This is a genomic window from Paenibacillus nanchangensis (genome assembly GCF_046543445.1).
In the GTDB taxonomy this organism is placed as follows: Bacteria; Bacillota; Bacilli; order Paenibacillales; family Paenibacillaceae; genus Paenibacillus_AQ; species Paenibacillus_AQ nanchangensis.
Map to the genome: position 1 here is coordinate 13,477 of NZ_JBHOFD010000005.1, position 24,000 is coordinate 37,476.

Below are 24,000 nucleotides of genomic sequence, written 5' to 3' on the forward strand. Positions count from 1 at the left end.
GCAGGGAGCAGATTATTCCCCTAGCGTCCCCCGGCCTGCTTCAACCGCTCCGCAAACCGCAGCTCATCGCCCGGCTCAGATTGCAAATAAGCAAGCAGCTGCGCCTCCTCCAGCCCAAGAATCTGCCCGCATTCCCGAATCGTTAGGTACCCGCGTCGGTATGCGTCAATAACTGACTCCTTGTTCATGTCGTCCCTGTATCCTTCCTCTGCTCAGTCTTCTATCCTTCCCAGTATCGCTGAGGGGATGACAAAGTATACTTGCATGCCGGTTCACCTCCAGGGTGAGACACTTAAGGCTTAAGCTGAGCAGGCACAACAGCCGAAACGCAAACGCTGCCGGCTCAAACGCCGTATACGCCTGCGCAAACACAAACAGCCGGACAACAAGGCGTCCGGCCGTCGGGTAAAGCTTGGTTTATAATTTTTTGCGGTAAAAAAAGGTTTCGGTTGACTCAAAGCCGTATTGCCCCGGCGTAAAAATTTGTTCCGTACTGCCCACAAACAGATATCCGCCTGGACGGAGGCTCGCCGCAAACTTGTGATACAGCTTGTTTTTGGCTTCTTCCGTAAAATAAATCATGACATTCCGGCACACGATCAGGTCAAAGCCGGTGTCAAACGTATCCAGCAGCAAGTTCTGCTTGCGGAAGTCAATGTTCTTTTTGAGCGTATCGCTGATCCGGTACATCGGCCCATCCGGCTTGAAGTAACGTGCGGCCACATCCTTAGGTACGTCCTTCAGCGACCGCTCCAGATAAAGGCCGTTTTTCGCCTTGGACAACGCACCGTCGTCAATATCGGTAGCCAAAATCGACGATTGGCCCTGCAGCCCTTTGTCCGACAAAATCATGGACAGCGTATAAGGCTCCTCCCCCGTGGAACATGCGGCGCTCCACAGCTTCAGCCGCCCCCGGCCGCCTGCCTGAATTTCCGGCAGGATCGTGTCCCTGAGCACCTCCCACCGGTTCGGGTTGCGCCAGAATTCCGACACATTGATCGTCATCCGGTCCAAAAATTCGTAGAACAGCACTTTGTCTTTCATCATTGCCGCAAAAAAATCGGTGAACGTATGATACCCGTTCTTCATCCGCAGCGTAGTAAGCCTGCGTTTCATCTGCGCTTCTTTGTATTGCGCCAGGTCGATCCCCGTGCTTTTGTTCACGTTGGCGATAAACGCCGTGTAATCGGGATCAGCAAACGCTTCTTCACGTTCCAACATCGGTTTTCCCCTGCCTTCAGCCCGGCTGCATATGTACCCTATCCCAACAGGTGGAGCACGCCAATCCCAGAGGGGAGTTCACAGGCGTGAACACTCAGGAGTAAGCGTTATAGGCATACAAGTTACATCCAGGTCGCTATGTCTTTGCGGTACTGCACCAGTTCCTCCGGAGAGAAGAAATTGGCGATTTCCCTCTCGGCGCTTTCAGGCGAATCGGATCCGTGGATCAGATTCAGGGGAGTATGGCTGGCGAAATCGCCGCGGATCGTGCCGGGCAGCGCTTCTCCAACGCGGGTCTTGCCGATCAGTATCCGGGACAGCGCAACAATATCATCGCCTTCCCACACCATCGCAAACACGGGACCCGAAGTTATGAATCCCACCAGCTCTTGGAAAAAGTCTTTGCCTTCATGCTCCGCGTAATGCCGTTTGGCCTGCTCCTCCGTTACCCTGACCAGCTTGGCTGCTGTCAGCGTAAACCCTTTGTCCTCCAAGCGGGCAACAATGCGGCCGATTAATCCGCGTTGAACTCCGTCGGGCTTAATCATCAGAAACGTCTTTTCCATGGGCACACTCTCCGATTCTCATGAAATATGGTTGGCGCCTTTGGACCGCATACTATATCATCGGCCGGCAGGCGGCGTTCCTAAAGATCAATACGACCTTCCAGTAACAAAAAAAGCGATGTCCCGCAAATTGCGCTTCATGCGGTTGTCGGGCAGCATATCTAGCGCCTTCAGCGCCTTGGCGATATAGCGGGAAGCCAGCTCCTCCGCTTTCGCTATGCCCTGTCCGGACAGTACGAGATCGATAGCCCGGCCGCTGCTGCGGGTGCCGAGGCGGATTCCCTCCAGCTCCTCCAGCAGCGGCTCCCGCAGCCGTCCGTCGCGGAGCGAGTAGATCACAGGCAGCGTGATATTCCCTTGCCGGATATCGCTGCCGGGCGGCTTGCCGATCTGCTTCTCCGTGCCGGAGAGATCAAGCAGATCGTCGCGGATCTGAAAGGCCATGCCCACGTTGTACCCGTAGCTGTACAGCAGCCTAGCCACTCTAGGCTCGGCGTCCGCCGCAAGCGCCCCCAGCTGGCAGCTAATCGCTATCAGAAGCGCGGTTTTGCGGCGGATGCGGCGCAGGTAACGCCGTTCGTTCTGCTCGCTGTTGAAAAAATCGCGGATCTGCTCCATTTCACCAATGGACATTTCGACCATCGCCTTCGAGAGGATCCGGTGAATTTCCGGATTTTTCAACCGGGTGGTGAGCATAAGCGCTTTGGCGTATATGTAGTCGCCGGTATACATGGCGATCTTGTCGCCCCACTTTGCTTTGACGGTGGGTTCTCCGCGCCGGGTGGACGCGTCGTCAATTACATCGTCATGCACAAGGGATGCGCTGTGTATCAGCTCCAGCGGCACCGCCACCGCTTTCAGCTTGTCCAGATCGTAGCTGCCGAATTTTCCGCCCATCAGCACAAAAACAGGGCGCAGCCGCTTGCCCCCGGCTTTCAGCAGATGCAGCGACGTCTCGGTCAGAAGAGCGTCGTCGCCCTGCACGCTCCGGTACAGCTCTTTTTCGATTTTATCCATGTCTTTACCAAGTAGTCCGAGCATATCCAGTCGTTTCATTCGTTCACCCGTGTCAGCAGATTATGGCTCCATAGCTCCGGCTTGACTTCCCGCGGCAGCAGCCCCATCTCATAAGCATGACGGTAATAAAGTCGGAGACCCTCCTGCTGCCTTTCTCCAAAATCATAACACAAATTACGGAAGTATCCATCCCAGTAGGCGGGATCGCCGCCGACGGATGCGCAAGCCGAGGTCACAATCGGTTCCAGCGCTTCCGTTCCTCTCTGTTTGCTGCGCACAAACGCGCGGTAGATTTCCGCAATACCCTCCGGCAAACGCCCGGCGGCCTGCCGGTTCACCGCCCAGACCGCAAACGTCATCGCGCAGCCGGTCCATTCCTTCCAGAGCCTGCCCAGATCGTACACCTGATAACCCTTATCCGTCCAAGAAGCGCGGATCGCGTGATCGCCGATCAGCAGACAAGCGTCGGCTGTCTCCATCATTTGATCCAGATCCGGCTCGGCGGTCACATAACGGGGCCGGCCGCCAAAAGCGCGTTCCATCAATATCCGCAGCAGGTTGACCGAAGTGGCCGACGTGCTTGTCAGCGCAATCGTTCCCTCCGCAGCGCGCGCAATGGAGTCCTTGGTAAAGAGCAGGATCGACCGGACCTCGCCGTCCGCGCTTACGGACAAATCGGGCAGCAGAAGCAGTCTGTCGCTGGCCTCCGCATAGGCAAATGACGACAAAGCCCCGACATGAATCGACCCTTCGCTCATGCCTTGGTTGAGCACGGAAGGGACGGCGGTAATCATTTGCGCGGAAAAGGATAAAGCCGACGGATCAAAATAATGGAAGATCGGCCACGAATTCGTGTAGCTGATTTTGCCGATGCGTATGTCTTCTTCATTCATAGCTCCTCTTCCCCCCATCTGCGGAATAATTGATGTTCAAGACCGAGACTGTCCAGCACCTTGCCGATTAAAAAGTCAACAAGATCCTCAATAGTCTTCGGGCCGTAATAAAACGCAGGCATCGCCGGAATCAGGCGAACCCCCAAGCGCGACAGCTTTAGCATGTTCTCCAGATGAATGCTGTGCAGCGGCGTCTCCCGGGGCATCAGAACCAGCGGACGGCCCTCTTTCATCATGACGTCTGCCGCTCGCGTCATCAAATTATCGGAGCTGCCTGACGCGACAGCTGACAGCGTTCCCATCGAACAAGGAACGATAACCATCGCCTCCGCGCGGAAAGAGCCGCTGGCGATGGAAGCGCCGATATCGGCGACCGGATGATAAATCAGCCGGCCTTGGAGACCGCTGAATTTTGCCGCAAGCGCTGCGTCCCGGTCAGACGTCTGAAGGCCCAGTTCTTCTTTTATTACCCTCCAGCCCGCGTTGCTGACCACAAGATGCACCGTATGTCCCATCGACAGCATCACTTCAGTCAAGCGGAAGCCATAAACGGCTCCGCTTGCTCCTGTGATACCAATCACATAATGCTTCGTACGATCGCCTGTCATCGCTTGAACTGCACCACCAGGTCAATCAGGGTAAAGGAAAACACCACGATGCTCAGCACGCCGTTCATGGTAAAGAAAGCCGTTTGGAGCCGGCTCAGGTCGCTTGGGGACACAATGTAGTGTTCATAAAACAAAATGATGTAAGCAATAATCATGCCCGCCACATACCACCAGCTGAGCTCCGTCATGAACAGCAGCGAAACAAATCCGATCGCCGTCAGGACATGGAATACCCGGGCGATCACAAGCGCTTTGGCCACACCGAAACGGACCGGGATGGAGTACAGGCCTTCTTTGCGGTCAAACTCAACATCCTGGCAGGAGTAAATAACATCAAAACCTGCGGTCCAGAACACGATCGTCAAATAAAACACCATGGAGGTCCAATCGACTACGCCGGTTACAGCCACCCAGCCTCCAAGTGGAGCCAGAGCGATAGTCAGTCCCAAGATCAGGTGGCAGGCCCATGTAAACCGTTTGGTAAACGAATAAAACACCAGCAAAAAAACGGCGATCGGCAGCAGCTTGGCCGACAGCGGATTCAGCTCAAACGCCGCCCAGAACAGCAGCAGGAACGATACGGCGATAAAAATGACCACTTCGCCGACCTTCAGCAGCCCGGCGGGAATGGCTCTGCCGGCCGTGCGCGGGTTTTTGGCATCGCTGATCCGGTCGATCAGCCGATTCAGACCCATGGCTGCGCTGCGCGCGCCAAACATGGCCATAATGATCCAGCCGATCTGGGCCCATGACGGCAGCGAGCCGTTCATAACAACCGATCCAAGCAGGGCGCCCATAAAAGCAAAAGGAAGTGCAAATACCGTATGTTCAAATTTGATCATTTGTAGAAAAATGCCGATTTTCTTAACCATCTCAATTCTCCTTGAGCCCAATGTGTAATGCTGCTATGCCACCGGTCAAGGGGAACGCCTCCACTTTTGTCAGGCCGGTTTGCCGGAACATTTCCGCCAGCTCCGCCCGGCCGGGAAACATCGCCAGCGATTCGGGGAGCCATTTGTACTGCTCGTACCGCTTGGCAATCAGTTTGCCGAGCAGCGGAAGCAGATGACGGAAATAAAAATAATAAATGCCTTTAAACGGCTGGGCGGTTGGTTTGGACAGCTCCAGACAAACCACCATCCCGCCGGGTTTGACCACACGCTTCATCTCGGAGAGCACCCGGGCCGGGTCCGGCACATTCCGGAGCCCAAAGCCGATTGTTGCATAATCAAACGAATTGTCAGCAAACGGCAGGTCCATGGCATTGCCCTGAACAAGCTGAATCCGGTCCGACAACCCCGCTTTGTCCACCTTGTGCCGGCCCACCTCCAGCATGCTCTGGCTGAAGTCCAGGCCGGTGACGCGGCCGTTTCCGCTTGCTTCGGCGATGGCGATGCTCCAGTCGCAGGTGCCGCAGCACAAATCTACGGCACTGGCGCCGTTTCTCACATTCATTTTACGCATGGCAAAACGTCGCCAAGATTTGTGCCGGCGAAAGCTCATAATGTCATTCATCACATCGTATTTGCCGGCGATGCTCTCAAACACGGAGTGCACGAACTGCTCCTTCGGTTTGGCCCCGTTTGGGCCGGCCGCCGTTGTTGTTTTCTCTGACATGAATTTACCCCTCTCCGGCTGCTTGTCCCGATTGCTTGTTTGTTGACTGGAGATTCTCCAGCAGCGCCGACAGCTCTTCCAGCAGCGCCTCGTGACGGACCTGCCTCAGCACTTCGGAAGCTGTTGCAACCGTCTGCCTGAGCTTATCCGCCAAAAGCGTGTCGCTTTTCGTGCGCAGCTTCAGCTTCATCCATTCGTTTGCATTCATCCGCCCGCTCTCCAGCAGCTCGCGTTCGGTGCCGTCACCCGCTTCCAGCGCACAAAGGTAGCAATAACCGTTGTGGGCTGAGACGGGCTCCGCTCCCCGCTGCAGCTCAGTCAGCGCGGTTTCGCCCGCCGCAACGGCATACAGCAGATCGTTCCAGACCGCCTGATAATCCGGGTGAATCAGCGGTGTAAAAGAAAGGAACAGCCGCATATTCAGCTGAACCTTGTGTTTCAGGTATGAGTCAGGAGAACGGTGCGTTTCTCCGTCCGAAACAGCCAGCCGGGCTTTCATGACGTTGTAATCCGCGATCGCCTCGCTCAGCGTGCCGATCGTCTCGATTTCGCCGCTGTTTGCCAGCAGCTGATAATACCAGCTGCTGAAGTAATCGCCGGCCAGTACTTTCAGCTGGCGGCTCCGCATCGGATCGCGTCCTTCCCCTCCGGCCGGGTCGTCGATGTTCTCATGGGTATCAAGCCCCTGCTGGACCAGGCCGGTCACCAGAGCGTACAGCTCCGCTGACCCGGCGCCGGCGGACGAAGTGTGCTTGAGAAAAATATATAGCAGCTGCGCGCGGGCATCCGGAAACGGCGGCAGCTCCGTATGCCGCCGAATCATGTCGTAGTCAGTATAAGGTTGAGCCAAGCGCGATATGCGGTACGGTTTCATTTCAGCCTCCGAGCCATTGACGTATGGACAATATGCTTGTTCACAATACTGTCTATTATATCACATGTTTTTTTTGCGCGCACACAGCAAGGTTCCGGTTCTCCCATCCATATCAGGGAAGCCGGAACCTGTTTTTCCATATATGGGACTCATTGATACGATACTGCCGTTTGACCGCTTCAGGCAGCGGTCCTTCGCCGGCTTTGACCAGCTCGGAAGCCAGCTCCGGACGCCAGTCTGCCCGCCGGATATCGGCGGAGAGCAGCAGGCTCTTCGACTCTGTCCAAGGATCCAGGGCCACCACGCGGAGCAGCAGCCGCTCCACATTTTCCGTTCCGCGGAAGGCAAATTGCATAGCCCAAGCCATGTCGCCGTATACATCGGTCCGGGCAGGCGACGCGGTATCCACGCGCAAATCCAAGGACAAAACACCGGGTTTCCAGCCGGCTTTGTCGATCGCAAGCGTCAGCGGAACGGCGGAGAGGGCATCGACGAGATTGTCTTCGTCAACCCGAATCCCCGCCTGGCTCCGAAAGGCCTCGATTACGGAGTATTCCGGCCCAAGGGGCGCCTCGCCGGCTTCCAGCCCGCTGAGGACAATAACGGAGGAGCCCGACAGCAGCAGCGCCGCTCCAATCCACCATGCGCGATTCATAGCCTGCCTCCTTTGCCCGGATCGATTCGGTACTCGGCCTATACACATATATTCGGACAGATGGCAGGTTATGCCTGACTAGAGGAGAACTGGCGGAAACGGGTTGGCTGCGCTGTTTGCAAATTCAACTTTTCATTGGCACGGGTTTCAGTCTATGGCCTGCTGTCTCAAGACTCCTGTGGAGCCAAAAACACGGTCAGTTTCCGCTTTCGAGGTTGCCATGCTTGGTCATAACCTCCGCTTTGCCGCGAATCTTCATTGCCGAGGTGTGGTCTGTAAATTGTGCGATCAGCACTTCGCCTTTATCCAGCTTTTCGGTGTGATGGAAACGGGTGTCGTTTCCCCGCGTCAATCCGATAACCTGCACACCGTTTTCTTTTGCCTTGACGACAATATAGTCTCCGCCCCACGCCGCCGGGCTTTCGCCGTTGTTCATTGCACGGTCCCCTTTCTCGCTTGTTATATGCGCTAATCCGATACTGCCTCGGAGGATATACGACAAATGCCGCCCTGCAAGGCGGCATTTGTCGTATATCGCTGACTATGGATGGATATGTAGAAATCTTTATTTGATTCCGTCTTTCAGCGCTTTGCCAGGCTTGAATGCCGGAACTTTGCTCGAAGGAATTTCGATTTCTTCACCGGTTTGAGGGTTGCGGCCTTTACGTGCGGAACGCTCGCGCACCTCAAAGTTTCCGAATCCTACCAGTTGGACTTTGTCACCGTTCTGCAGGGCTTCCGTAATCGCTTCGAATACAGCGTCCACCGCTTTGGTTACATCCTTCTTAGGAAGTTCGGTTGCTTCCGTGACTTGATTGATCAAATCGGATTTATTCATTGTTTTTCACCTCCCCGACGAACTCTTCCTATCATTCACTGTTTCCGTTTCGACGTAAAATATACTTTAAAATCCGGTTTATTGCAAGCTTCCGCGATCATTTCTGCCCCGGCGCGCAACAAATTTATAGTAATACAGCGTTCCTATAATTTCAAGCTGTAACATAAAAAAAGACCTTCTCCTTACTAGGACCGGAGATAGAAACATATGTTGCAGCAGGAACACGGGGCGATAGCGCAGCCGCAGCAGCCCCCGGACAGGCTAACGACAACCTCTGTAACCCTGGATGAATCGGCATCGCTCAAACCCTGGAAACACGCAAAAACCTGCCGCACCGGGACATTTCCCGTACGGCAGGGCGCGTATATCGAGTCTTTAGAGGATGATGGCGATCAATCCGCCCGAGCCTTCGTTAATGATCCGGCCCAGCGTTTCCTGTAGCTTGTAGCGCGCATTGTCGGGCATCATGGCAATCTTGCCTTGAATGCCCTCCCTCACGATGGAGTGCAGCGACCGGCCGAAAATATCCGACTCCCAAATCTTGATCGGATCGTTTTCGAAGTCCTGCATCAAGTAGCGGACAAGCTCCTCACTTTGCTTTTCAGTGCCGATAATCGGCGAAAATTCGGATTCTACATCCACCCGGATCATATGGATGGACGGCGCAGTCGCTTTCAGCTTCACGCCGAACCGCGATCCCTGGCGGATCAGTTCGGGTTCGTCAAGCGCCATTTCAGCCAGCGAAGGCGCGGCGATGCCGTAGCCGGTGGTCTTCACCATTTCCAGCGCTTCGGAGAAGCGGTCGTACTCCCGTTTTGCATGGGCAAAATCCTGCATCAGCTGAAGCAGATGGTCCTTGCCGCGGATTTCTACACCCACCACTTCCATCAGTACCCGATCGTATAACTCCTCAGGAGCAAACAAGTCAATTTCGGCTACGCCCTGGCCCATATTCATGCCGCTGAGGCCCGCCCGTTCAATGAAGTCGTATTCCATGAACTGGGTGACCAGACGGTCCACATCCCGCAAACGGCGGATATCCTTCACCGTATCGCGCACGGAGTTCTCATAAGAGCTGCGGAGCCAGTGATTTTCGTTCAGCACCATTACCCAGCTCGGAAGATTGACATTCACTTCGTGCACCGGGAATTCGTACAGCACTTCGCGCAGCACGCCTGTGACATCGTCTTCGCTCATATTTGCCGCGCTCAAGGTCATTACGGGTATATCGTATTTGTCGGCAAGTTCGCCTCTAAGCGCTTGGGTTTCCTCGCTGCGGGGCCGGGTAGAGTTGATGACCAGCACAAACGGCTTGCCGACCTCTTTCAGCTCCGCAATGACCCGCTCCTCTGAATCGACGTAGGAGGAACGCGGGATTTCCGCAATAGTACCGTCCGTGGTTACGACGACGCCAAGCGTGGAATGCTCCTGAATGACTTTGCGGGTCCCGATTTCGGCGGCTTCCTGAAATGGAATCGGCTCCTCAAACCAAGGGGTCGAGATCATGCGGGGGCCGTTTTCATCCTCGTAGCCTTTGGCTCCCTCGACCGCATAACCTACGCAGTCGACCAGTCTGACGTTGACTTCAAGCCCTTCGGCGACCTTGATCTGCACCGCGTTGTTGGGGACGAATTTGGGCTCCGTGGTCATGATCGTTTTGCCCGCCGCGCTCTGCGGAAGTTCATCCACCGCCCGCACCCGGTCGGCTTCGCTCGTGATGTTGGGCAGAACGACCGTTTCCATAAACCGTTTAATGAATGTCGATTTTCCCGTACGGACCGCGCCCACGACACCGAGATAGATGTCGCCGCCGGTACGTTCGGCAATGTCCTTGAAAATATCCACTTTTTCCAAAAGAGATCCCTCCTCATATGCTTCCGAAGAAAAATGCCTGAAGAGCATCGGCCGCTTCGCTGTCCGCTGCGCCGGAGAAGCCGGCGTCCGTCCTTCCCTGCGCCGCGTCGCCGCATCCGCCGGTACCGGTTGTCCGCGCCGCCCGGCATACCGGTCTTCCGAATGCTCGGACATGCATTTGGACTAGTAACATCTTATGTATCCGGCTCGGAGTTATGACTGCTTTTGCGTCCCGCTAGGCAAGTTTTTCCCGGGTTGGCGCGGCGGGACATTGGGCAGGCTTTCCCGTACGCGGAACCTTTCTTCTTATACTTATGAGGAGATCAACAATCATAGAACGCAGGAGACGCAAATAAGCTGCTGCTTCCGCTAACGTGGAAGCAGCAGCTTATGAAGCCGTTCAGTGATACGGCTGATACCGAACCTACCTGCAATTAACAGATAAGACAGGCAGGCGTTTGTTTCGCTTCGCGTTGTTGCCTAGCCGCTCTGTTGCCTAGTCTCCTGTAGTCTCGCCGGTGTCCGGCACAGCGACTGGAGCCTCCCCCTTCCATACATAAGGAAGGGATTTAACAGGGACATGATCGGATGCCCCGGTGAGCAGCTCGCGCGCATCTCCATCCTTTGTAAGCGAACCTTCTTTCTGCTGTGAAGCGGTGATAATATCGGGAGCGTAATCGACATACACAACGCCGCGGGCATCCAGGACCATGTCCAGCGGACGGCCGGAATAGACGCTGTCGACCGTAAGTTTGCCGGCGTCTGCCAGCCCCTTGTCCACTTCATAGATGCCCGGGTATCGTTCCGTTCCGGCCGGAATGGCCCCGCCGTTTGCCGACTTATACCGGTCGACCAGCCGCTGGATATCGTTCACCTTCTGGACGGTAAGCAGGTCCATCACTTTTACCGTCGGATTTTTTTCTTCATTTTGCACAAGAAAATAGACGCGTCCTCCCCGTTCAAACGCAGTGGCCGGGATGTCGTCCAAATATCCGGTTTGTTTGAGCTGATCCAGGTTAATCCGGAATTTCTCGTACCGGGGTACCGATTCATCCGCATTCAATATCGGCAGCACCGACTTGTCGCTGTAATAATCGTCCAGCGCCCCCTGCACCCGTCTGACGCTGTCCGAATAACTTGCCGGGCCGCCGGCTTCTTCCCCGCCAGGATAGAGACAGCCCGACAAGGCCACCGCCAGCAGCAGAAAGATACCCGCGGAGGAGCCGCGTTTCCATAACCCGCGCTGTAAGCGGGAGACGTGTATCTTTTTGTCCGTTAAGGTCTGATTTTTGCTTTGCAGCGTCCGCATGTTCTCACGCTCCTCTCTACCACAGGCTGTCATCGGTTTTGGCCGCTTCTTCTAGCCTGCGCCGCACAGCCGCTTTCAGCGGGTCCTCGGGGACCGTAACGATCACGTCCGCCTTCAAGGCCGCTTGGCAGGCGAGCCTGATTCCCGACTCCAGCAACGGACCAAGCTTCCTCCGCTCCGGTTCGCCCGGAGGGGTGAGCGCTTCCGCAGCCGTGCGATCCACGGCCACCTTGCACATCAGGCAGCCCGCCTTGCCGCCGCAGCGGGTAGTAAGGCTCACCCCTGCTGTTCTTGCCGCTTCCAGCAGCGTGACGCCTCTGCGGACGGCTGCGCTTCGTCCCGAAGGCTCAAACACTACCGTGCATTTTCCGGCCTGCTGCCGATTCATGGTGCACTTCCTTTCTTTGGGCCTCTTTAGGTGTTTCCTAGGGATTTCTTACGCGCTTTTAATCGTACCGCCCAGCAGCTCGCCCAGCTGCCCCAGATACAGCCCTTCGATGCGGTTTCTTGCCACCAGCTCCCGCAGCAGAGGCAGATGTACAGGGAGCTCCGGCCGCATTACCGCAGCGATCGCTTCGCAGCGTTCCTGCCGCCCTCTAAGCAGGTTGCAGACCAGCTCATGCGCAAGCGGCATCAGCTTCACCGGCCCGGCCTCTCCCATCCACGCCTCCGCCGCGAAGGCCGCCAGCAGCCGCGTATCCGTCTTATAGCCGGCCCCGGGCCTGCGGATTTCATACCCGCAGGACAAATCCACCTGCACGCCTTGGATGAGATAATTGCTTCGGAGGGAGCGGCATTCCCCGCTGAAGTCCTCTTTCGGCGCTTCACTGCCGCAGCTATTGAGTTTCCGGTGCAGCCGTCCGGCCGCTCTTCGGTCCGCGTACAAATCGATATCCTTTGGCGGCACACCGTTCGTTACCTGCTGCAGCAGCAGTCCGCAGCCGCCTCCGAGCAGCCACACTGTATTCCGGCGGTCTTCCCTGGTATTCAGCAACCGGATACTCTCCGCCAGCGCTTGCAGCAGAGCCGGCGGCATCGTCACTTGATTCATCCCTTCACGCCCCGTCCCCAGAATCTTTCCCGCCGTTCGCGGCTCATCTGCCCCCGCGGCGGGTATGTAACGGTTTTCATATCTGTGCGCACTTAAGATGCCAACGATGATGCAGATAGGCAGACCATGCTACATGATGGAGACAAAGCCGCTCAGCAGTCCGATGAGCATGATCAGGAACGCGGCAGCGGACAGCAGAAGGCGAATGACTCCTTTGGTTTTGCTCCGTGCGAACGTAATCAGGAATACGGACAAACCCATAATCAGAATGGCGGCCAGAGACAGCCACATCTTAGTCATTGGATCCAAGTCCGAATTGCACCTCCCCAGTTTCTCTTATCTGCGATATGCAATATTATAACATGACCAGCGGACTTTTCACGCAAATCCAAAAAAGCCGCTCGAAATGCGAGCGGCTTCCCTGCGCCGGTTGGCGGCACCGGCTATTTTTTCATCATCATTTTCATCAGCGTTTCCATGCTGCTCGGGTTGGTGCCCGATTTTTTGACCGCACGGATGATTTCCTGGATCGTGTCTTCGCTGACAGGTACTTTAGCCATCGCGGAGACCTGCTTGATCAGCTGGCGGAGCTGGGCTTCACTCTGCAGGGTTCCCGGTTTGACCGTGCTCGCCAGTTTTTTGACGGCACCTTCGGAAATATTTTTTCCCGCCTTTTTGTTGATTGCGCTCAGCGCATCTTTGGGAAACTTGTTCACGTTCATCCCTCCTCCGTCAATCCCCAGTACAGCATATGAGGGGGGCTGACAAAAGGTGACCGGGTTCAGGTGTGCCACTGCTCCCAGATTTCCTGCGAGATTGACTCCATTTCGGTCTTGGGATCACGCCCCATGAGCGCTTCCACGGCTGTTCTAGGGTTTCGTCCCTCAAACAGCACATGGTACATCTGATCGGTAATCGGCATCTGTACCTTCAGCTTTAGCGATATCGCATGGGCGGCTTGCGTGGTGCGGATTCCTTCCACGACCATGCCCATCGATTCCAGCACTTCGGGCAGCGGCTTGCCTTGGCCGAGCAGGGAGCCCGCACGCCAGTTCCGGCTGTGCCGGCTTGTCGCCGTAACGACAAGATCGCCGATCCCGGCCAAACCCGCAAACGTAAGCGGATTCGCTCCAAGCTCGACACCGACGCGGGAGATTTCGGCCAGTCCGCGCGTCAAAAGAGCGGCCTTGGCGTTATCACCAAATCCAAGACCGTCCGAAAGGCCCGCCCCAAGGGCAATGATATTTTTCAGCGCGCCGGCCAGCTCGACGCCTACGAGATCGCGGTTGGTATAGACTCTAAAATCGTTGTTCATAAACAGGTCCTGCGCAAGCACCGCCGCCTGTTCGTTTGGAGAAGCCACCACGACGGTGGTCGGACATTTCCTGACAACCTCTTCCGCATGGCTTGGCCCGGACAGCACAACGATCCGGTCTTCCCCGCACTCCAGCTCCTCAGAGATGACGGTGGACATCCGTTTCATCGTCTCCGTTTCAAAACCTTTGGTGGCATGGATGCAGACCATCTCATCCCGCCAATACGGCTTCAGCCGGCGGGCAACCTCCCGCATGCCGGATGACGGCGCAACAATAACGACCGCGGATGAACCGGTAACGGCCTGTTCCATATCCGTGGTCGCTTTCAGGTTCACGGGCAGCGTGATATCAGGTAAATAATGGCTGTTGGTGTGACGTTCATTGATTTCGGCAGCCTGTTCGGGACTGCGGGTCCATAAGTACACTTCTTTGTGGTTGGAGGCAAGCACCCCCGCCAGCGCGGTTCCCCAGCTGCCCGCTACCAGTACGGATACTTTATCGGACAACGCGCTTCCCTCCTTTGGACTTGTCTTTAGATCCAAGCTTGTTTTCCCGTCCCTGGACCAGCTTCATGATATTGCCGCGGTGTCTCCAGTAGGCGAACACGGCGATAATCAGACTGCTCCAAAGCATCGGCAGCGAATAATCGGTAAACAGCAAAAAAATCGGCGTAAGCGCCACAAAAATCAGCGAGCCAAGCGAAACATAACGGGTAACGACGATGGACAAAATGGCGATGATCCCCGCGTACAGCGCCGGCCAGAAGCAAAGCGTGGCCATGACGCCGATCGTGGTGGCGATGCCTTTGCCTCCCCGGAAGTGAAAATAAACCGGCCAATTATGGCCGATGATGGCGGCAAGTCCGCAAAGCGCCGGGATCCAAGTCCCCCAGCCTCCGGCCCAGATGCCCAGCCATACCGCAGCGATGCCCTTAAGCACATCCAGCGCGAGTACAAGAATCGCGGGTCCCTTTCCGAGAACCCGCAGCGTATTCGTTGCGCCGGCATTGCCGCTGCCATGCTGGCGGATGTCGATTCCTTTCAGCATTTTGGCCAGCAGCACGCTGAAGCTCACGGAGCCCAGCAGATAACTTCCTACAATGACCACCAGTTCAAGCGCCACGTTCGTCTCCCCTAACCTTCGTCGGATTTGCGCCGGGTAAAGATACGTATCGGCGTCCCCTCAAAATCAAACGCGCCGCGGATCTTGTTCTCCAGATAGCGCTCATAGGAAAAATGCATCAGCGACGGATCGTTTACAAACACCACGATGGTCGGCGGCTTGACCGCAACCTGGGTAGCGTAATTGATCCGCAGTCTGCGTCCTTTATCCGTCGGAGGCGGATTGATCGCAACCGCGTCGGAGATGACGTCGTTAATCAAATGGGTGGCGATCCGCAGTGAATGCTGCTGAGCCGCATGCTGAACGACCGGCAGCAGCTTGTGCAGCCGTTGTTTGGTCAGGGCAGACAGGAATACGACCGGCGCGTACGTCATGAACAGGAAATGATCGCGGATCTTGTTCACAAAGTTCTGCATGGTCTTATCGTCCTTCTCCACCACATCCCATTTATTGACGACGAAAATAGAAGCTTTGCCCGCTTCATGCGCGTAGCCGGCGATATGTTTGTCCTGCTCGATAATGCCTTCTTCGCCGTTGATGAGGACAAGCACAACATCCGCCCGCTCAATCGCCCGCATTGCCCGCATTACGCTGTACTTCTCGGTGGATTCGTATACTTTGCCGCGTTTGCGCATACCGGCCGTATCAATCAGCACGTAGCGCTGGCCCGCATGCTCAAACGGCGTATCCACCGCATCGCGCGTCGTGCCCGCTATATCACTTACGATAACCCGCTCTTCGCCAAGGATCGCATTAACCAGCGAGGATTTCCCCACGTTCGGCCGGCCGATCAGCGCGACGCGGATCACATCCTCGTCGTATTCGTCTTCTTGGAGTTCAGGCAGCTTTTCGGTAACGGCGTCAAGCAGATCGCCGATTCCCGTCCCGTGGCTGCCCGAAATGCCGATCGGGTCGCCGAAGCCAAGGCTGTAGAATTCATAGATGTCTTCCATCCGCTTCATGTTGTCGACCTTATTGACGGCCAATACAATCGGTTTACCCGAACGGAACAGAATCTGTGCTACTTCCTCGTCCGCTCCCGTTACACCGCTTTTTGCTTCACACATAAAGACGATGACATCCGCTTCCTCAATCGCCAGCTCCGCTTGAACGCGGATCGATTTCAGAATAACGTCTTCGCCGTCAATTTCAATCCCTCCGGTATCGATAACGCTGAAGGGCTGTCCGTTCCATTCGGCCGAGCCGTAAATCCGGTCCCGGGTAATCCCCGGTTTATCTTCCACAATTGCCAGCCGATCGCCGATCAGCCGGTTGAATATCGTCGATTTCCCGACGTTGGGCCTTCCTACGATGGCCACTACGGGTCTTGCCATAGATCCATTCCTCCTGTCGCTTCCTTACGTTTCCCATCATAGCAAAAAACGCCACGCTTGGCTAACGCGAACCTTGCCTGCTCTGTCCGCCCCGCCCGTCTTACAAGCGGAGAAAACACAATCGGCGAACCCCCGGATAGAGGGTTCGCCGATTAGTATACCCGTTAATCTTCAAGCAGGATCACTTGAATTTGTTCAGTTTGTCGCCAAAACGTTCGCCAAGCGTAATGCTCAAACCTTGGTTGCTGAGCGATACGTTCGGGTTATCGAGCACTTCTTTAGGCGCTTTTTCGCGTCTTTCCGGTTTTGGCGTCGGTGCAGCCGGCGCTTCTTCCGTTTCTTTGATGCTCAGGGAAGCACGTTTTTCACTTGGGTTGAAGTCCAGAACCTTAACTTGAACCTCTTGTCCTTCTTTCAGCACTTCATGCGGAGTTCCGATGTGTTTGTGCGAAATTTGGGAGATATGAACAAGGCCTTCCACACCCGGAAGCAGTTCTACGAAAGCGCCGAAGTTCACGAGGCGTTTCACTTCGCCCGTTACGATCGCGCCGATTTGGATTTGGTCGGCTGCCGATTCCCACGGACCCGGCGTAGCCGCTTTGATGCTCAGGCTGATTTTGCCCTTCTCAGGGTCAACTTTCAGCACTTTTACGCGAACGGAGTCGCCTTCGGAAACCACGTCGGACGGTTTGTCCACATGATGCCAAGCCATTTCGGAAACGTGAACCAGGCCGTCAACGCCGCCCACATCAACGAATGCGCCAAATTGGGTCAGACGCTGTACAGTGCCTTCAATCACTTGGCCTTCCTGCAGTTCGCCCATAATGCGTTGTTTGTTGGCTTCGAATTCTTCCTCCAGGACTTCCTTGGCGGACAGAATTACTTTACCGTTCTCGCGGTCAAGCTCTTTAACTTTGACCCGCAGCGTACGGCCTTTGTAATCGCTGAAATCTTCAACGAAATGACGCTCAACCATAGAAGCCGGGATAAATCCGCGGGCGCCTACGTCAGCTACAAGACCGCCTTTAACCACGTCGGCAACGGTAACTTCAAAGGTTTCCTGGGATTCAAACAGCTTCTCCAGGTCTTCCCACGATTTTTCGCTGTCGATCGCACGTTTGGAGAGCACGAGGCTTTCCTTGTTGTCGTTGATGCTGACAACCTTGCACTCGACTTCCTGGCCGACTTCAACCGCTTCCGCGGCGTTGTCCAGCTGTACGGAAGAAAGTTCGCGAATCGGAATGACGCCGTCGTATTTATATCCAATGCTTACATAAGCTTGGTTATCTTCGATTTTGACGATCGTTCCTTTCACGGTGTCGCCTTTTTTCAAGGAGATGAGCTGTTCCATATCCTCTTGGCTGGTCATTTCATTCTCTTCCTGGCTCTCCTGAACGGCTGCGGTAGTTTCCTCTACAGCTGCAGTTTCAGTTTGCTCGGCTTCCACGGCTGCATTCTCCGCGGTTTCCTGGTTTCTTGTTTCTTCAGACATGTGATTACCCTCCTCGATTCAAAACCCCATTTATTTAAACCCGCGTAGAGCGAAGTTCAAAACGTCGGTTTCTCATATGCATGGTGTGCAGTAGGCTTTAGTATGTTCCAAAATATTGCGGTTATGCCATATGCAGGTATGTAAGCGCACTGCTTTCGCACCGGACCGCTTACCTGCCGCTCGGTTTGCCGGTGGCTATCATTTCGCGAATCTTGGACATAATGAGGTCCGTTACGGCATCCAGCTGGTCGGTGCCTGCGCCTTCAAAGGCGCTGAGGTCGATCGGCTCCCCGTACACTACGGTAATCGGGCGGAACAGCTTATACGGTCCCATGATCGCCGCCGGAATGACCGCGGCCCCGCTTCGCAGCGCGAAGCTGGCTGCCCCTTTCTTCGCCGCTCCGGAATCGCTGTTGCGCGTTCCTTCCGGAAAAATACCCATCATTTCGCCGGCACGGAGCGTCTTGAGCGCCGTCTTGATGGCGTCCTTGCTCACACCGCCGCGTTTGACCGGAAAAGCGCCGAGCTGTCCAACAAGCCAGCCAAGCACCGGAACTTTAAACAGCTCCTCCTTGGCCATGTACTTGACCTGACGCTCCAGCTTGATCCCGATCGTAATCGGGTCCAGGTTGCTGATGTGGTTGGCGCACAGCAGAACGCCGCCTTCGCGGGGAATGTTCTCCCGCCCTACCACTTTCAGCGGATAGAACACCGCATACAGCATGCGGAGCACACCCCGGCAAAAAACGTAAATCTTCATTCGGTTCTCTCCCCGTCAACATGAGATCTGCACAGGTCCACAATCGCCTCGACCACCTGATGGATATCCATCGAGGTCGTATCGAGCAGCACCGCATCCTCGGCTTGACGCAGCGGCGACAGCTCGCGCTGGGAATCCAGACGGTCGCGTTCAGCGATGTCCTTCTCCAGCTGCTCCAGGCTGACCGTTTCGGCATCCCCCAGTTCCTTGAAGCGGCGGAGAGCCCGTTCTTCCACACTCGCCGTCATAAAAACCTTCACTTCGGCGTCGGGAATGACGGTCGTTCCGATATCCCGGCCATCCATGACCACACCCTTGCGCTCCGCCATGCTCCGCTGCAGCTCCGTAAGACGGGTTCTGATTTGCGGAATTTTGGCGAATTGAGAGACAAGGCTGCTGACCTGGTGGCTGCGGAGATGAGGCGTCACGTCTTCCCCGTCGATCAGCACTTTCTGCATGTCTTTTCCGGGTATTAATTCAATCACCATGTTTTGCACCTTTTGAAGCAGCTTTTGGTGATTTTCCGGCGCAATTTCATCCTGGATCATCGACCAGGTAATCGCCCGGTACATAGCTCCGGTGTCGACATAGACATAAGACAGCTTCTGAGCGACCAAACGGGCGACCGTGCTTTTGCCCGCTCCGGCAGGTCCGTCGATGGCGACGTTGATTTTGTCGTTAGTGTTCGTTCCCTGCCCATCCAACGGGAGATTCCTCCTCAAACTCTTTCATCAAGAAAAAAGCAGGCATAGCCTGCACCATAAGAAATTATATCACAGTTTGCACTGCAGTGCAAAACCGCACAGACCTTGTCGTTTTGTCAGGGAGGCATCCTTCCGGGCCGTCAGCGGTTGCGGAAATCGAACTGGCGCTCGAAGCAGAACCGTATGATTTTTTGGCGGGAGCTGTCCGAAATCCGGTTCATCTTGATCATCGCCAGCAGCCGCCCGTTCTCCAGTTCCTTGGTCCGCACGACCTCGCCGTCAAAATCCACATGTTCAGGATCTCCGGCCCGCATCGTCAGCAGCAGCCAGCAGGAGAGCATGTCCCCCACCTCAAGATTCACCTTCGGATCGCACCAAAACGACGTTCCGCCGCCCCCGATATCTTCCGTACGTACCAGGAAGCGCTGCCCCGCCGGGGTCTTGGCCGCAAGCTCCAATTCAGCTGCAACACGCAGATAACTGCGGCGCTGGATTTTCATAATCGATTCCTCCGGCGGCTTCTGCAGCCGGATCATCCGGATTACATCTTCTTTGAACCCGATCACATGGGTGGAAAAATAATTTTTGACGCCGCCTTCGCTCATAAAAAACACGGACAGCTCATCGCCGATAAACAGTTTTTTCATGCGGCCGTTGTCCGACCGCATCGGCACTTCAATCAGGAACGATTCGTCGTCAGCTTCCGCGATCCGGGAGCGGTATTCGACGTTGGCCTCTTCTTCGTCACCGGAAGCGGTGTGAAGGTATAGTGTTTCATTAATTTTGGGATACAAGCATACTCACCGCCACATCGAAGTAATCAGAAATTGCACTTTACAGGTTTATATATGTGTAATCAACTGCTGTTAGTATACCATGCCTTTCCAAGACCCGGGAACCATTTTTATGAAAAAAGTCGCAGGAAATTTGGATCAGTCCCGCTTCTCTATTGCGTAACACCGCAGCACCCAGTTTGGCTTCTAATTACGGCAAAAGGGTTTGCTGCTGCCTTCTCTTTGTCCAGCAAAAAAGCAGGCCGGCATTTCGCCGGACCTGCTTTAATTTTGAACTCTGGGTAATCCCGCTCCGTCAGCAAGGATCAAATTGCCGCCGTGCCTAACTTTCCTGCGTACCCGCAGGCGTCCGGATTTCCTCCACCGTCTCCTCCGTACCGGATGAAGCATTCAGATAGATCCGGTATTGCGATCCGTTGATTCTTCCCCCGAATTCGTAGCAGAGCACCTTTTCGGCATCGTCGTTTTCGATCAGGGCCAAACGGTTGTAGGTTTCCTTGAAATCAGGGTTTAGCTTGGCGCGCGCTTCCGCCAATGTCATCCCCGGTTTCGGCAGCTTGCGGTTACCGGTATGCTCGTTCACATAGTCGCTGGCCTGGAAGCCGACGACCTCGCCTGTGTCGAGCCCGACGCGTACCGTCATTTTTTCCGGATAGATCAGCACCCCGTTCTGCTCAGGAACAAATGTCAGGTTGCCGAGATTGTCGAACCGGTCCGCGCTGACGGCTTTCATGCCCGGGTATCCTTTACGGTCTAGAAAACGGGCTGCCCGCTCCGACGCGTCTTCAAGCGAAACGGCCGCATTGCCGCCCACCTCGCGGTTATTGTTGTAGGAAATCAGTTGGCCGCCGCGGGCGGTAAAATCCATTGTGATTGGCGCTGCGCCTTTGGCACCGCTGACCACGGCTGTATAGGAGGCATACTCCGTGCCTTTTCCGTTTAAGGTTACCTGCGCCTGAGCGCCGGGCCCCGCATCCGCGAATTCCAGCGCTTTTGCCTGAATCTGCTGCGGCGTTACCGGCTTTGCGTCCAGCATTTTGACACTCCGCTTGTCATAGATGCTGGCGACCGACGGCCCCCAGTTCAATTCGGGATAACCCGCCACACGTTTGTCCACCGTCTTAAAACCGTCGATGATGGTATTATCCTGAGCGGCATCCTCTGTCGCAAGCGCGGATTCCACATCCATCCACCGCAGCTGGTTGGCGATAACCTTGTTCTGCACGCTCTGAAGATCTTTGGAGATTTGGCCTGAACTCTCGTACAGGGTTTTCAGTGTGCCAAGCTCGCCGTCAGTGAGAGGTTTTTTGGTAAAGTCGCGGATGGCGGCTTTATAAGAAAAGCTGGCAATTTTGGACAGAAACTCCTCCGTTTTGCTGAACGGGAGAAGCGTCAGCGGCAGCTGGTTGATCTCGTTTTGAGCTTCGCTGGTCAGACGCCATACATTTGCCAAGCCTTTACGGTGCATTCCGTCTGATTTGGAGTGAACCGCAAGCGTATTCCCTAGCTCCCCGTGCAGCCGGTCCACATGGTAAGACAAATCGTGAAACGCACGCTGATACTGGTTTTCCGCCTTAATCAGAATCGAATTTTTTTCGCGGTTCTCCTGGTATCCCCATACCAGCGCCCCGATCATCAGCAGCGCCGTAACTGGAAATAAAAAAGCGCTCAATCGTTTATACATGCTGCAAGACTCCTTTCCAAAACTGGTTGCCCTTAGTTTGACTAATGGAAAGAAGTCTTATGCACCATGCCGCTCCGAAAGAGGGCTTCTTTTTAGGACTCTTCTTCAATTTCAAATCCGCTCCGGCTGCTGCACAGACATTGCTTGAATCCCGTCTGGATCACTCCGTTTTGCCTGCTCCCCCGGAGCACATAACGTTCGCCGCAATTTTTGCATACAATCCGCACTTTTACGCGCAAAAAAAGACACCCTCCTTCTCTAAGCGGTTTTCCGCATCCTACGGAATCTCTTTGAGAAACAGTGTGCCCCACTAGGTTACAAATTAACCTCTTCCCCGCGTTTCAGGAAACGGAAGGGGGAGCGGTTGTTCGCCCGCGTCACCTTGCCCATGGTACCGTACCACAGGAATGCCATCAGCGGAACGATAAACCAAATCCAGTAATGCATCATTGACGACAAAATAAAATCATAAATACCGTGCCAGATCAGCGGGAGCACCAGCGACAGAATCAATATGCCCTTTGTCTTGGCCGCCGGCGAAAACTTCGCCCTGCCCATGTGGTAGCCCATGATGACTCCGAACATGGCATGTCCCGATACAGGCAGAAGTGCCCGAAGAAACATGGAGCCGATTGCGGCGTGACTGTACCAGGCGTAGAACAAGTTCTCTATCGTGGCAAAACCAAGTGAAATGGCTACGGCGTATAGTATCCCATCATAAGGCTCGTCAAAAACAGTATGATTGTAAATCATATGATACAGCACAAACCACTTTAATACTTCTTCAACGCCGGCGGAGATCAAAAAGGAATGAACGTACACGTTGTCGCCCAAGCCGAGGATCAGGCCGCGCTGAATGATCATGACAGGAAACACGATCAGGAAACCGAGCAGGAATACCCTAACAACCATATGCAGAGGCTCCTGATCGTATTTGTCTTTCAGATAAAAATACGTCAGCAAAGCCACTCCCGGAGCTACAGCCGACGAAATTACGGATAACCAAAGCACCGAGCGTTCCTCCCTGCACGTTTGTGTGGTTGCACGGCAGGTAATGGCGCCGAACAAGCCGGTCTGTCTTCAAACGGTTGCCTGACGAGCGGCTGGCTGCGGCCTTAATCGTGCCGCTTGAAATGCTCGCAGAGCACTTTCACCGCGTTCTCCGCCATAACGGTCTTGCCGTATTCGTCAAGCACGCTTTCGGTTACGGACGAGGAATCTCCGAACTCCGCCAGCACTGCCACCAGCGCGGGGATGTCCGCTTCATCCATTTCCTTCGGATCGAAGTACAGGTACCATTTATCATTATATGAGTACAATTTTCCCGACGACGTAATATTGCCGGCAAGCACATGCGCGGCTTCAACGAGAATCTCGAAATCCTTGAAGGCATATACAATGGAATCCGTCTGCTCGAGCGTAACTTCCATCTCGTAAATCTCTTCGGGCAGTTCTTCTTCTCCCGCTCCCGTGTATTGGCCGTGATCGTATTTCCCGCGGGTCACGATAACGACCATGCCCTGAGCGGGCAGCGCGAACACCTCAACGGCAAGGGGACCGGTAGCGTCGAAGCCGAGTTCCGTATAGGCCTGATCCATCATTTCGGTAAACAGGTCGTGAACTTTGGGGACTTCCTGCCACATGTCTTCTTTCTGGATGCCTCGTTCGCTCAGGTCGTCAAAAGTGAGGAAAATCCGTATCTTATCTTGACTTAATCGTTCTATTCTCATGACAGGATCCTCCTTTTGATTGCTCATTTGGTAATAGTGTATGATGAGTCCCGAGTAATGAGCCAAAAATGGTTACTATGTATGTATGTTATCATTTTACAGCCGCAAATGCACGCACAATAAAAAAGAATCATTTTGTGAAAGTCGCCTTCCCCAAAATGATTCTGCGAGAGCCTGTTTTGGTTACAATCCGGGTATGGCCGTATGCGTTTCTTTCAGGATTGCTTCCACTTCATGTTTAACGTCGGGGTTGGTGCGGATGAACTCTTTCAGCATCTTCAGGTTTGATTCCTTGGAGCGCACCGGGCTTTCCCCCTGCTTGGTGTGCTGCGGCATGGATGAGCCTTGACTTGCACCGGAACCCGGTTTTGAGCTGTTTCCGAATCCGGTCGACGCCATGTCCATAACTTTATCGGCGGCTTTGCCCATCGGACCGTTGCTCGAAATGAGAGACGACATCATTCCGCCCCCGCTGCGCTTGCGGGACATCATCGTGCTTACCGCTGCGCCGATCAGAACGCCGCAAAAAAATGACGAAGTGTTCACAACTGTACCCTCCTT

30 protein-coding genes are annotated in these 24,000 nt (G+C 54.9%); all 30 read right to left on the reverse strand.

Annotated elements, in window-relative coordinates:
- Positions 1-20 precede the first annotated feature (20 nt).
- The 30 genes from ACE6ED_RS04750 to ACE6ED_RS04895 all read right to left on the reverse strand — a co-directional run bounded on the left by ACE6ED_RS04750 (position 21) and on the right by ACE6ED_RS04895 (position 23,985).
- A complete protein-coding gene (locus ACE6ED_RS04750; protein ID WP_410825885.1) occupies positions 21-188 on the reverse strand; it encodes a hypothetical protein in 168 nt (55 codons plus the stop codon).
- 229 nt (positions 189-417) lie between these two features.
- On the reverse strand, positions 418-1,221 hold the full coding sequence (locus ACE6ED_RS04755) for a CheR family methyltransferase (RefSeq protein ID WP_410825886.1): 804 nt from the start codon (positions 1,219-1,221) through the stop codon (positions 418-420).
- Positions 1,222-1,343: 122 nt separating this feature from the next.
- Positions 1,344-1,787 (reverse strand): nucleoside-diphosphate kinase, encoded by a 444-nt coding sequence (ndk, locus tag ACE6ED_RS04760; protein ID WP_410825888.1) that lies wholly within the window; start codon positions 1,785-1,787, stop codon positions 1,344-1,346.
- Between the two features lie 87 nt (positions 1,788-1,874).
- The gene (locus ACE6ED_RS04765) at positions 1,875-2,843 is read right to left on the reverse strand and encodes a polyprenyl synthetase family protein (protein ID WP_410825890.1); all 969 of its coding nucleotides are present in this window, start codon (positions 2,841-2,843) and stop codon (positions 1,875-1,877) included.
- A complete protein-coding gene (locus ACE6ED_RS04770) occupies positions 2,840-3,697 on the reverse strand; it encodes a menaquinone biosynthesis protein (RefSeq protein ID WP_410825892.1) in 858 nt (285 codons plus the stop codon). Before ACE6ED_RS04770 ends, ACE6ED_RS04765 begins: the two co-directional genes overlap by 4 nt.
- On the reverse strand, positions 3,694-4,305 hold the full coding sequence (locus tag ACE6ED_RS04775; protein ID WP_410825894.1) for a UbiX family flavin prenyltransferase: 612 nt from the start codon (positions 4,303-4,305) through the stop codon (positions 3,694-3,696). Before ACE6ED_RS04775 ends, ACE6ED_RS04770 begins: the two co-directional genes overlap by 4 nt.
- On the reverse strand, positions 4,302-5,177 hold the full coding sequence (locus ACE6ED_RS04780; protein ID WP_410825896.1) for a UbiA-like polyprenyltransferase: 876 nt from the start codon (positions 5,175-5,177) through the stop codon (positions 4,302-4,304). The genes ACE6ED_RS04775 and ACE6ED_RS04780 overlap by 4 nt, the downstream gene beginning before the upstream one ends.
- A 1-nt stretch (position 5,178) precedes the next feature.
- Positions 5,179-5,922, reverse strand: a complete 744-nt coding sequence (locus ACE6ED_RS04785) for a demethylmenaquinone methyltransferase (protein ID WP_410825898.1) — start codon at positions 5,920-5,922, stop codon at positions 5,179-5,181.
- Between the two features lie 4 nt (positions 5,923-5,926).
- The gene (locus ACE6ED_RS04790; RefSeq protein WP_410825900.1) at positions 5,927-6,796 is read right to left on the reverse strand and encodes a heptaprenyl diphosphate synthase component 1; all 870 of its coding nucleotides are present in this window, start codon (positions 6,794-6,796) and stop codon (positions 5,927-5,929) included.
- A 112-nt stretch (positions 6,797-6,908) separates the two neighbouring features.
- Positions 6,909-7,451, reverse strand: coding sequence for a hypothetical protein (locus tag ACE6ED_RS04795; protein ID WP_410825901.1), 543 nt, complete (start codon positions 7,449-7,451; stop codon positions 6,909-6,911).
- 196 nt (positions 7,452-7,647) lie between these two features.
- On the reverse strand, positions 7,648-7,887 hold the full coding sequence (gene mtrB / locus ACE6ED_RS04800) for a trp RNA-binding attenuation protein MtrB (RefSeq protein WP_410825903.1): 240 nt from the start codon (positions 7,885-7,887) through the stop codon (positions 7,648-7,650).
- 129 nt (positions 7,888-8,016) lie between these two features.
- Entirely contained in the window at positions 8,017-8,289 is a 273-nt protein-coding gene (locus ACE6ED_RS04805) for an HU family DNA-binding protein (RefSeq protein ID WP_038697055.1), read from the reverse strand.
- A gap of 375 nt (positions 8,290-8,664) precedes the next feature.
- Positions 8,665-10,143, reverse strand: coding sequence for a stage IV sporulation protein A (spoIVA, locus tag ACE6ED_RS04810; RefSeq protein ID WP_410825905.1), 1,479 nt, complete (start codon positions 10,141-10,143; stop codon positions 8,665-8,667).
- A 496-nt stretch (positions 10,144-10,639) separates the two neighbouring features.
- The gene (locus ACE6ED_RS04815; RefSeq protein ID WP_410825907.1) at positions 10,640-11,452 is read right to left on the reverse strand and encodes a DUF3939 domain-containing protein; all 813 of its coding nucleotides are present in this window, start codon (positions 11,450-11,452) and stop codon (positions 10,640-10,642) included.
- Between the two features lie 16 nt (positions 11,453-11,468).
- Complete coding sequence (locus ACE6ED_RS04820; RefSeq protein ID WP_410825908.1) at positions 11,469-11,840, reverse strand: 2Fe-2S iron-sulfur cluster-binding protein; 372 nt, start codon at positions 11,838-11,840, stop codon at positions 11,469-11,471.
- A 48-nt stretch (positions 11,841-11,888) separates the two neighbouring features.
- Positions 11,889-12,503 carry a hypothetical protein gene (locus ACE6ED_RS04825; RefSeq protein WP_410825910.1) on the reverse strand — a complete coding sequence of 205 codons (615 nt, stop codon included), beginning with the start codon at positions 12,501-12,503 and terminating at the stop codon, positions 11,889-11,891.
- Positions 12,504-12,632: 129 nt separating this feature from the next.
- Complete coding sequence (locus tag ACE6ED_RS04830) at positions 12,633-12,803, reverse strand: DUF2768 family protein (RefSeq protein WP_410826146.1); 171 nt, start codon at positions 12,801-12,803, stop codon at positions 12,633-12,635.
- Between the two features lie 143 nt (positions 12,804-12,946).
- A complete protein-coding gene (locus ACE6ED_RS04835) occupies positions 12,947-13,225 on the reverse strand; it encodes a stage VI sporulation protein F (protein WP_410825911.1) in 279 nt (92 codons plus the stop codon).
- 59 nt (positions 13,226-13,284) lie between these two features.
- Positions 13,285-14,325: an NAD(P)H-dependent glycerol-3-phosphate dehydrogenase gene (locus ACE6ED_RS04840; protein WP_410825913.1), complete on the reverse strand. Its 1,041-nt coding sequence runs from the start codon at positions 14,323-14,325 to the stop codon at positions 13,285-13,287.
- Positions 14,315-14,941, reverse strand: a complete 627-nt coding sequence (plsY, locus tag ACE6ED_RS04845; protein ID WP_410825914.1) for a glycerol-3-phosphate 1-O-acyltransferase PlsY — start codon at positions 14,939-14,941, stop codon at positions 14,315-14,317. The genes ACE6ED_RS04840 and plsY overlap by 11 nt, the downstream gene beginning before the upstream one ends.
- Positions 14,942-14,952: 11 nt before the next feature.
- Entirely contained in the window at positions 14,953-16,275 is a 1,323-nt protein-coding gene (der, locus tag ACE6ED_RS04850) for a ribosome biogenesis GTPase Der (protein WP_410825916.1), read from the reverse strand.
- Between the two features lie 181 nt (positions 16,276-16,456).
- A complete protein-coding gene (rpsA, locus tag ACE6ED_RS04855; protein WP_410826147.1) occupies positions 16,457-17,644 on the reverse strand; it encodes a 30S ribosomal protein S1 in 1,188 nt (395 codons plus the stop codon).
- Between the two features lie 292 nt (positions 17,645-17,936).
- A complete protein-coding gene (locus ACE6ED_RS04860; protein WP_410825918.1) occupies positions 17,937-18,527 on the reverse strand; it encodes a lysophospholipid acyltransferase family protein in 591 nt (196 codons plus the stop codon).
- On the reverse strand, positions 18,524-19,231 hold the full coding sequence (cmk, locus tag ACE6ED_RS04865; protein ID WP_410825919.1) for a (d)CMP kinase: 708 nt from the start codon (positions 19,229-19,231) through the stop codon (positions 18,524-18,526). Before cmk ends, ACE6ED_RS04860 begins: the two co-directional genes overlap by 4 nt.
- 140 nt (positions 19,232-19,371) lie before the next feature.
- The gene (locus ACE6ED_RS04870; RefSeq protein ID WP_410825920.1) at positions 19,372-20,025 is read right to left on the reverse strand and encodes a flagellar brake protein; all 654 of its coding nucleotides are present in this window, start codon (positions 20,023-20,025) and stop codon (positions 19,372-19,374) included.
- Positions 20,026-20,347: 322 nt separating this feature from the next.
- Positions 20,348-21,709 (reverse strand): germination protein YpeB, encoded by a 1,362-nt coding sequence (gene ypeB / locus ACE6ED_RS04875; protein ID WP_410825921.1) that lies wholly within the window; start codon positions 21,707-21,709, stop codon positions 20,348-20,350.
- A 92-nt stretch (positions 21,710-21,801) separates the two neighbouring features.
- Positions 21,802-21,948, reverse strand: coding sequence for a hypothetical protein (locus ACE6ED_RS04880; protein WP_410825923.1), 147 nt, complete (start codon positions 21,946-21,948; stop codon positions 21,802-21,804).
- Between the two features lie 76 nt (positions 21,949-22,024).
- A complete protein-coding gene (prsW, locus tag ACE6ED_RS04885) occupies positions 22,025-22,720 on the reverse strand; it encodes a glutamic-type intramembrane protease PrsW (protein ID WP_410825925.1) in 696 nt (231 codons plus the stop codon).
- 104 nt (positions 22,721-22,824) lie between these two features.
- The gene (locus ACE6ED_RS04890; RefSeq protein WP_410825926.1) at positions 22,825-23,439 is read right to left on the reverse strand and encodes a genetic competence negative regulator; all 615 of its coding nucleotides are present in this window, start codon (positions 23,437-23,439) and stop codon (positions 22,825-22,827) included.
- 183 nt (positions 23,440-23,622) lie between these two features.
- Complete coding sequence (locus tag ACE6ED_RS04895; protein ID WP_410825928.1) at positions 23,623-23,985, reverse strand: hypothetical protein; 363 nt, start codon at positions 23,983-23,985, stop codon at positions 23,623-23,625.
- Positions 23,986-24,000: the final 15 nt, after the last annotated feature.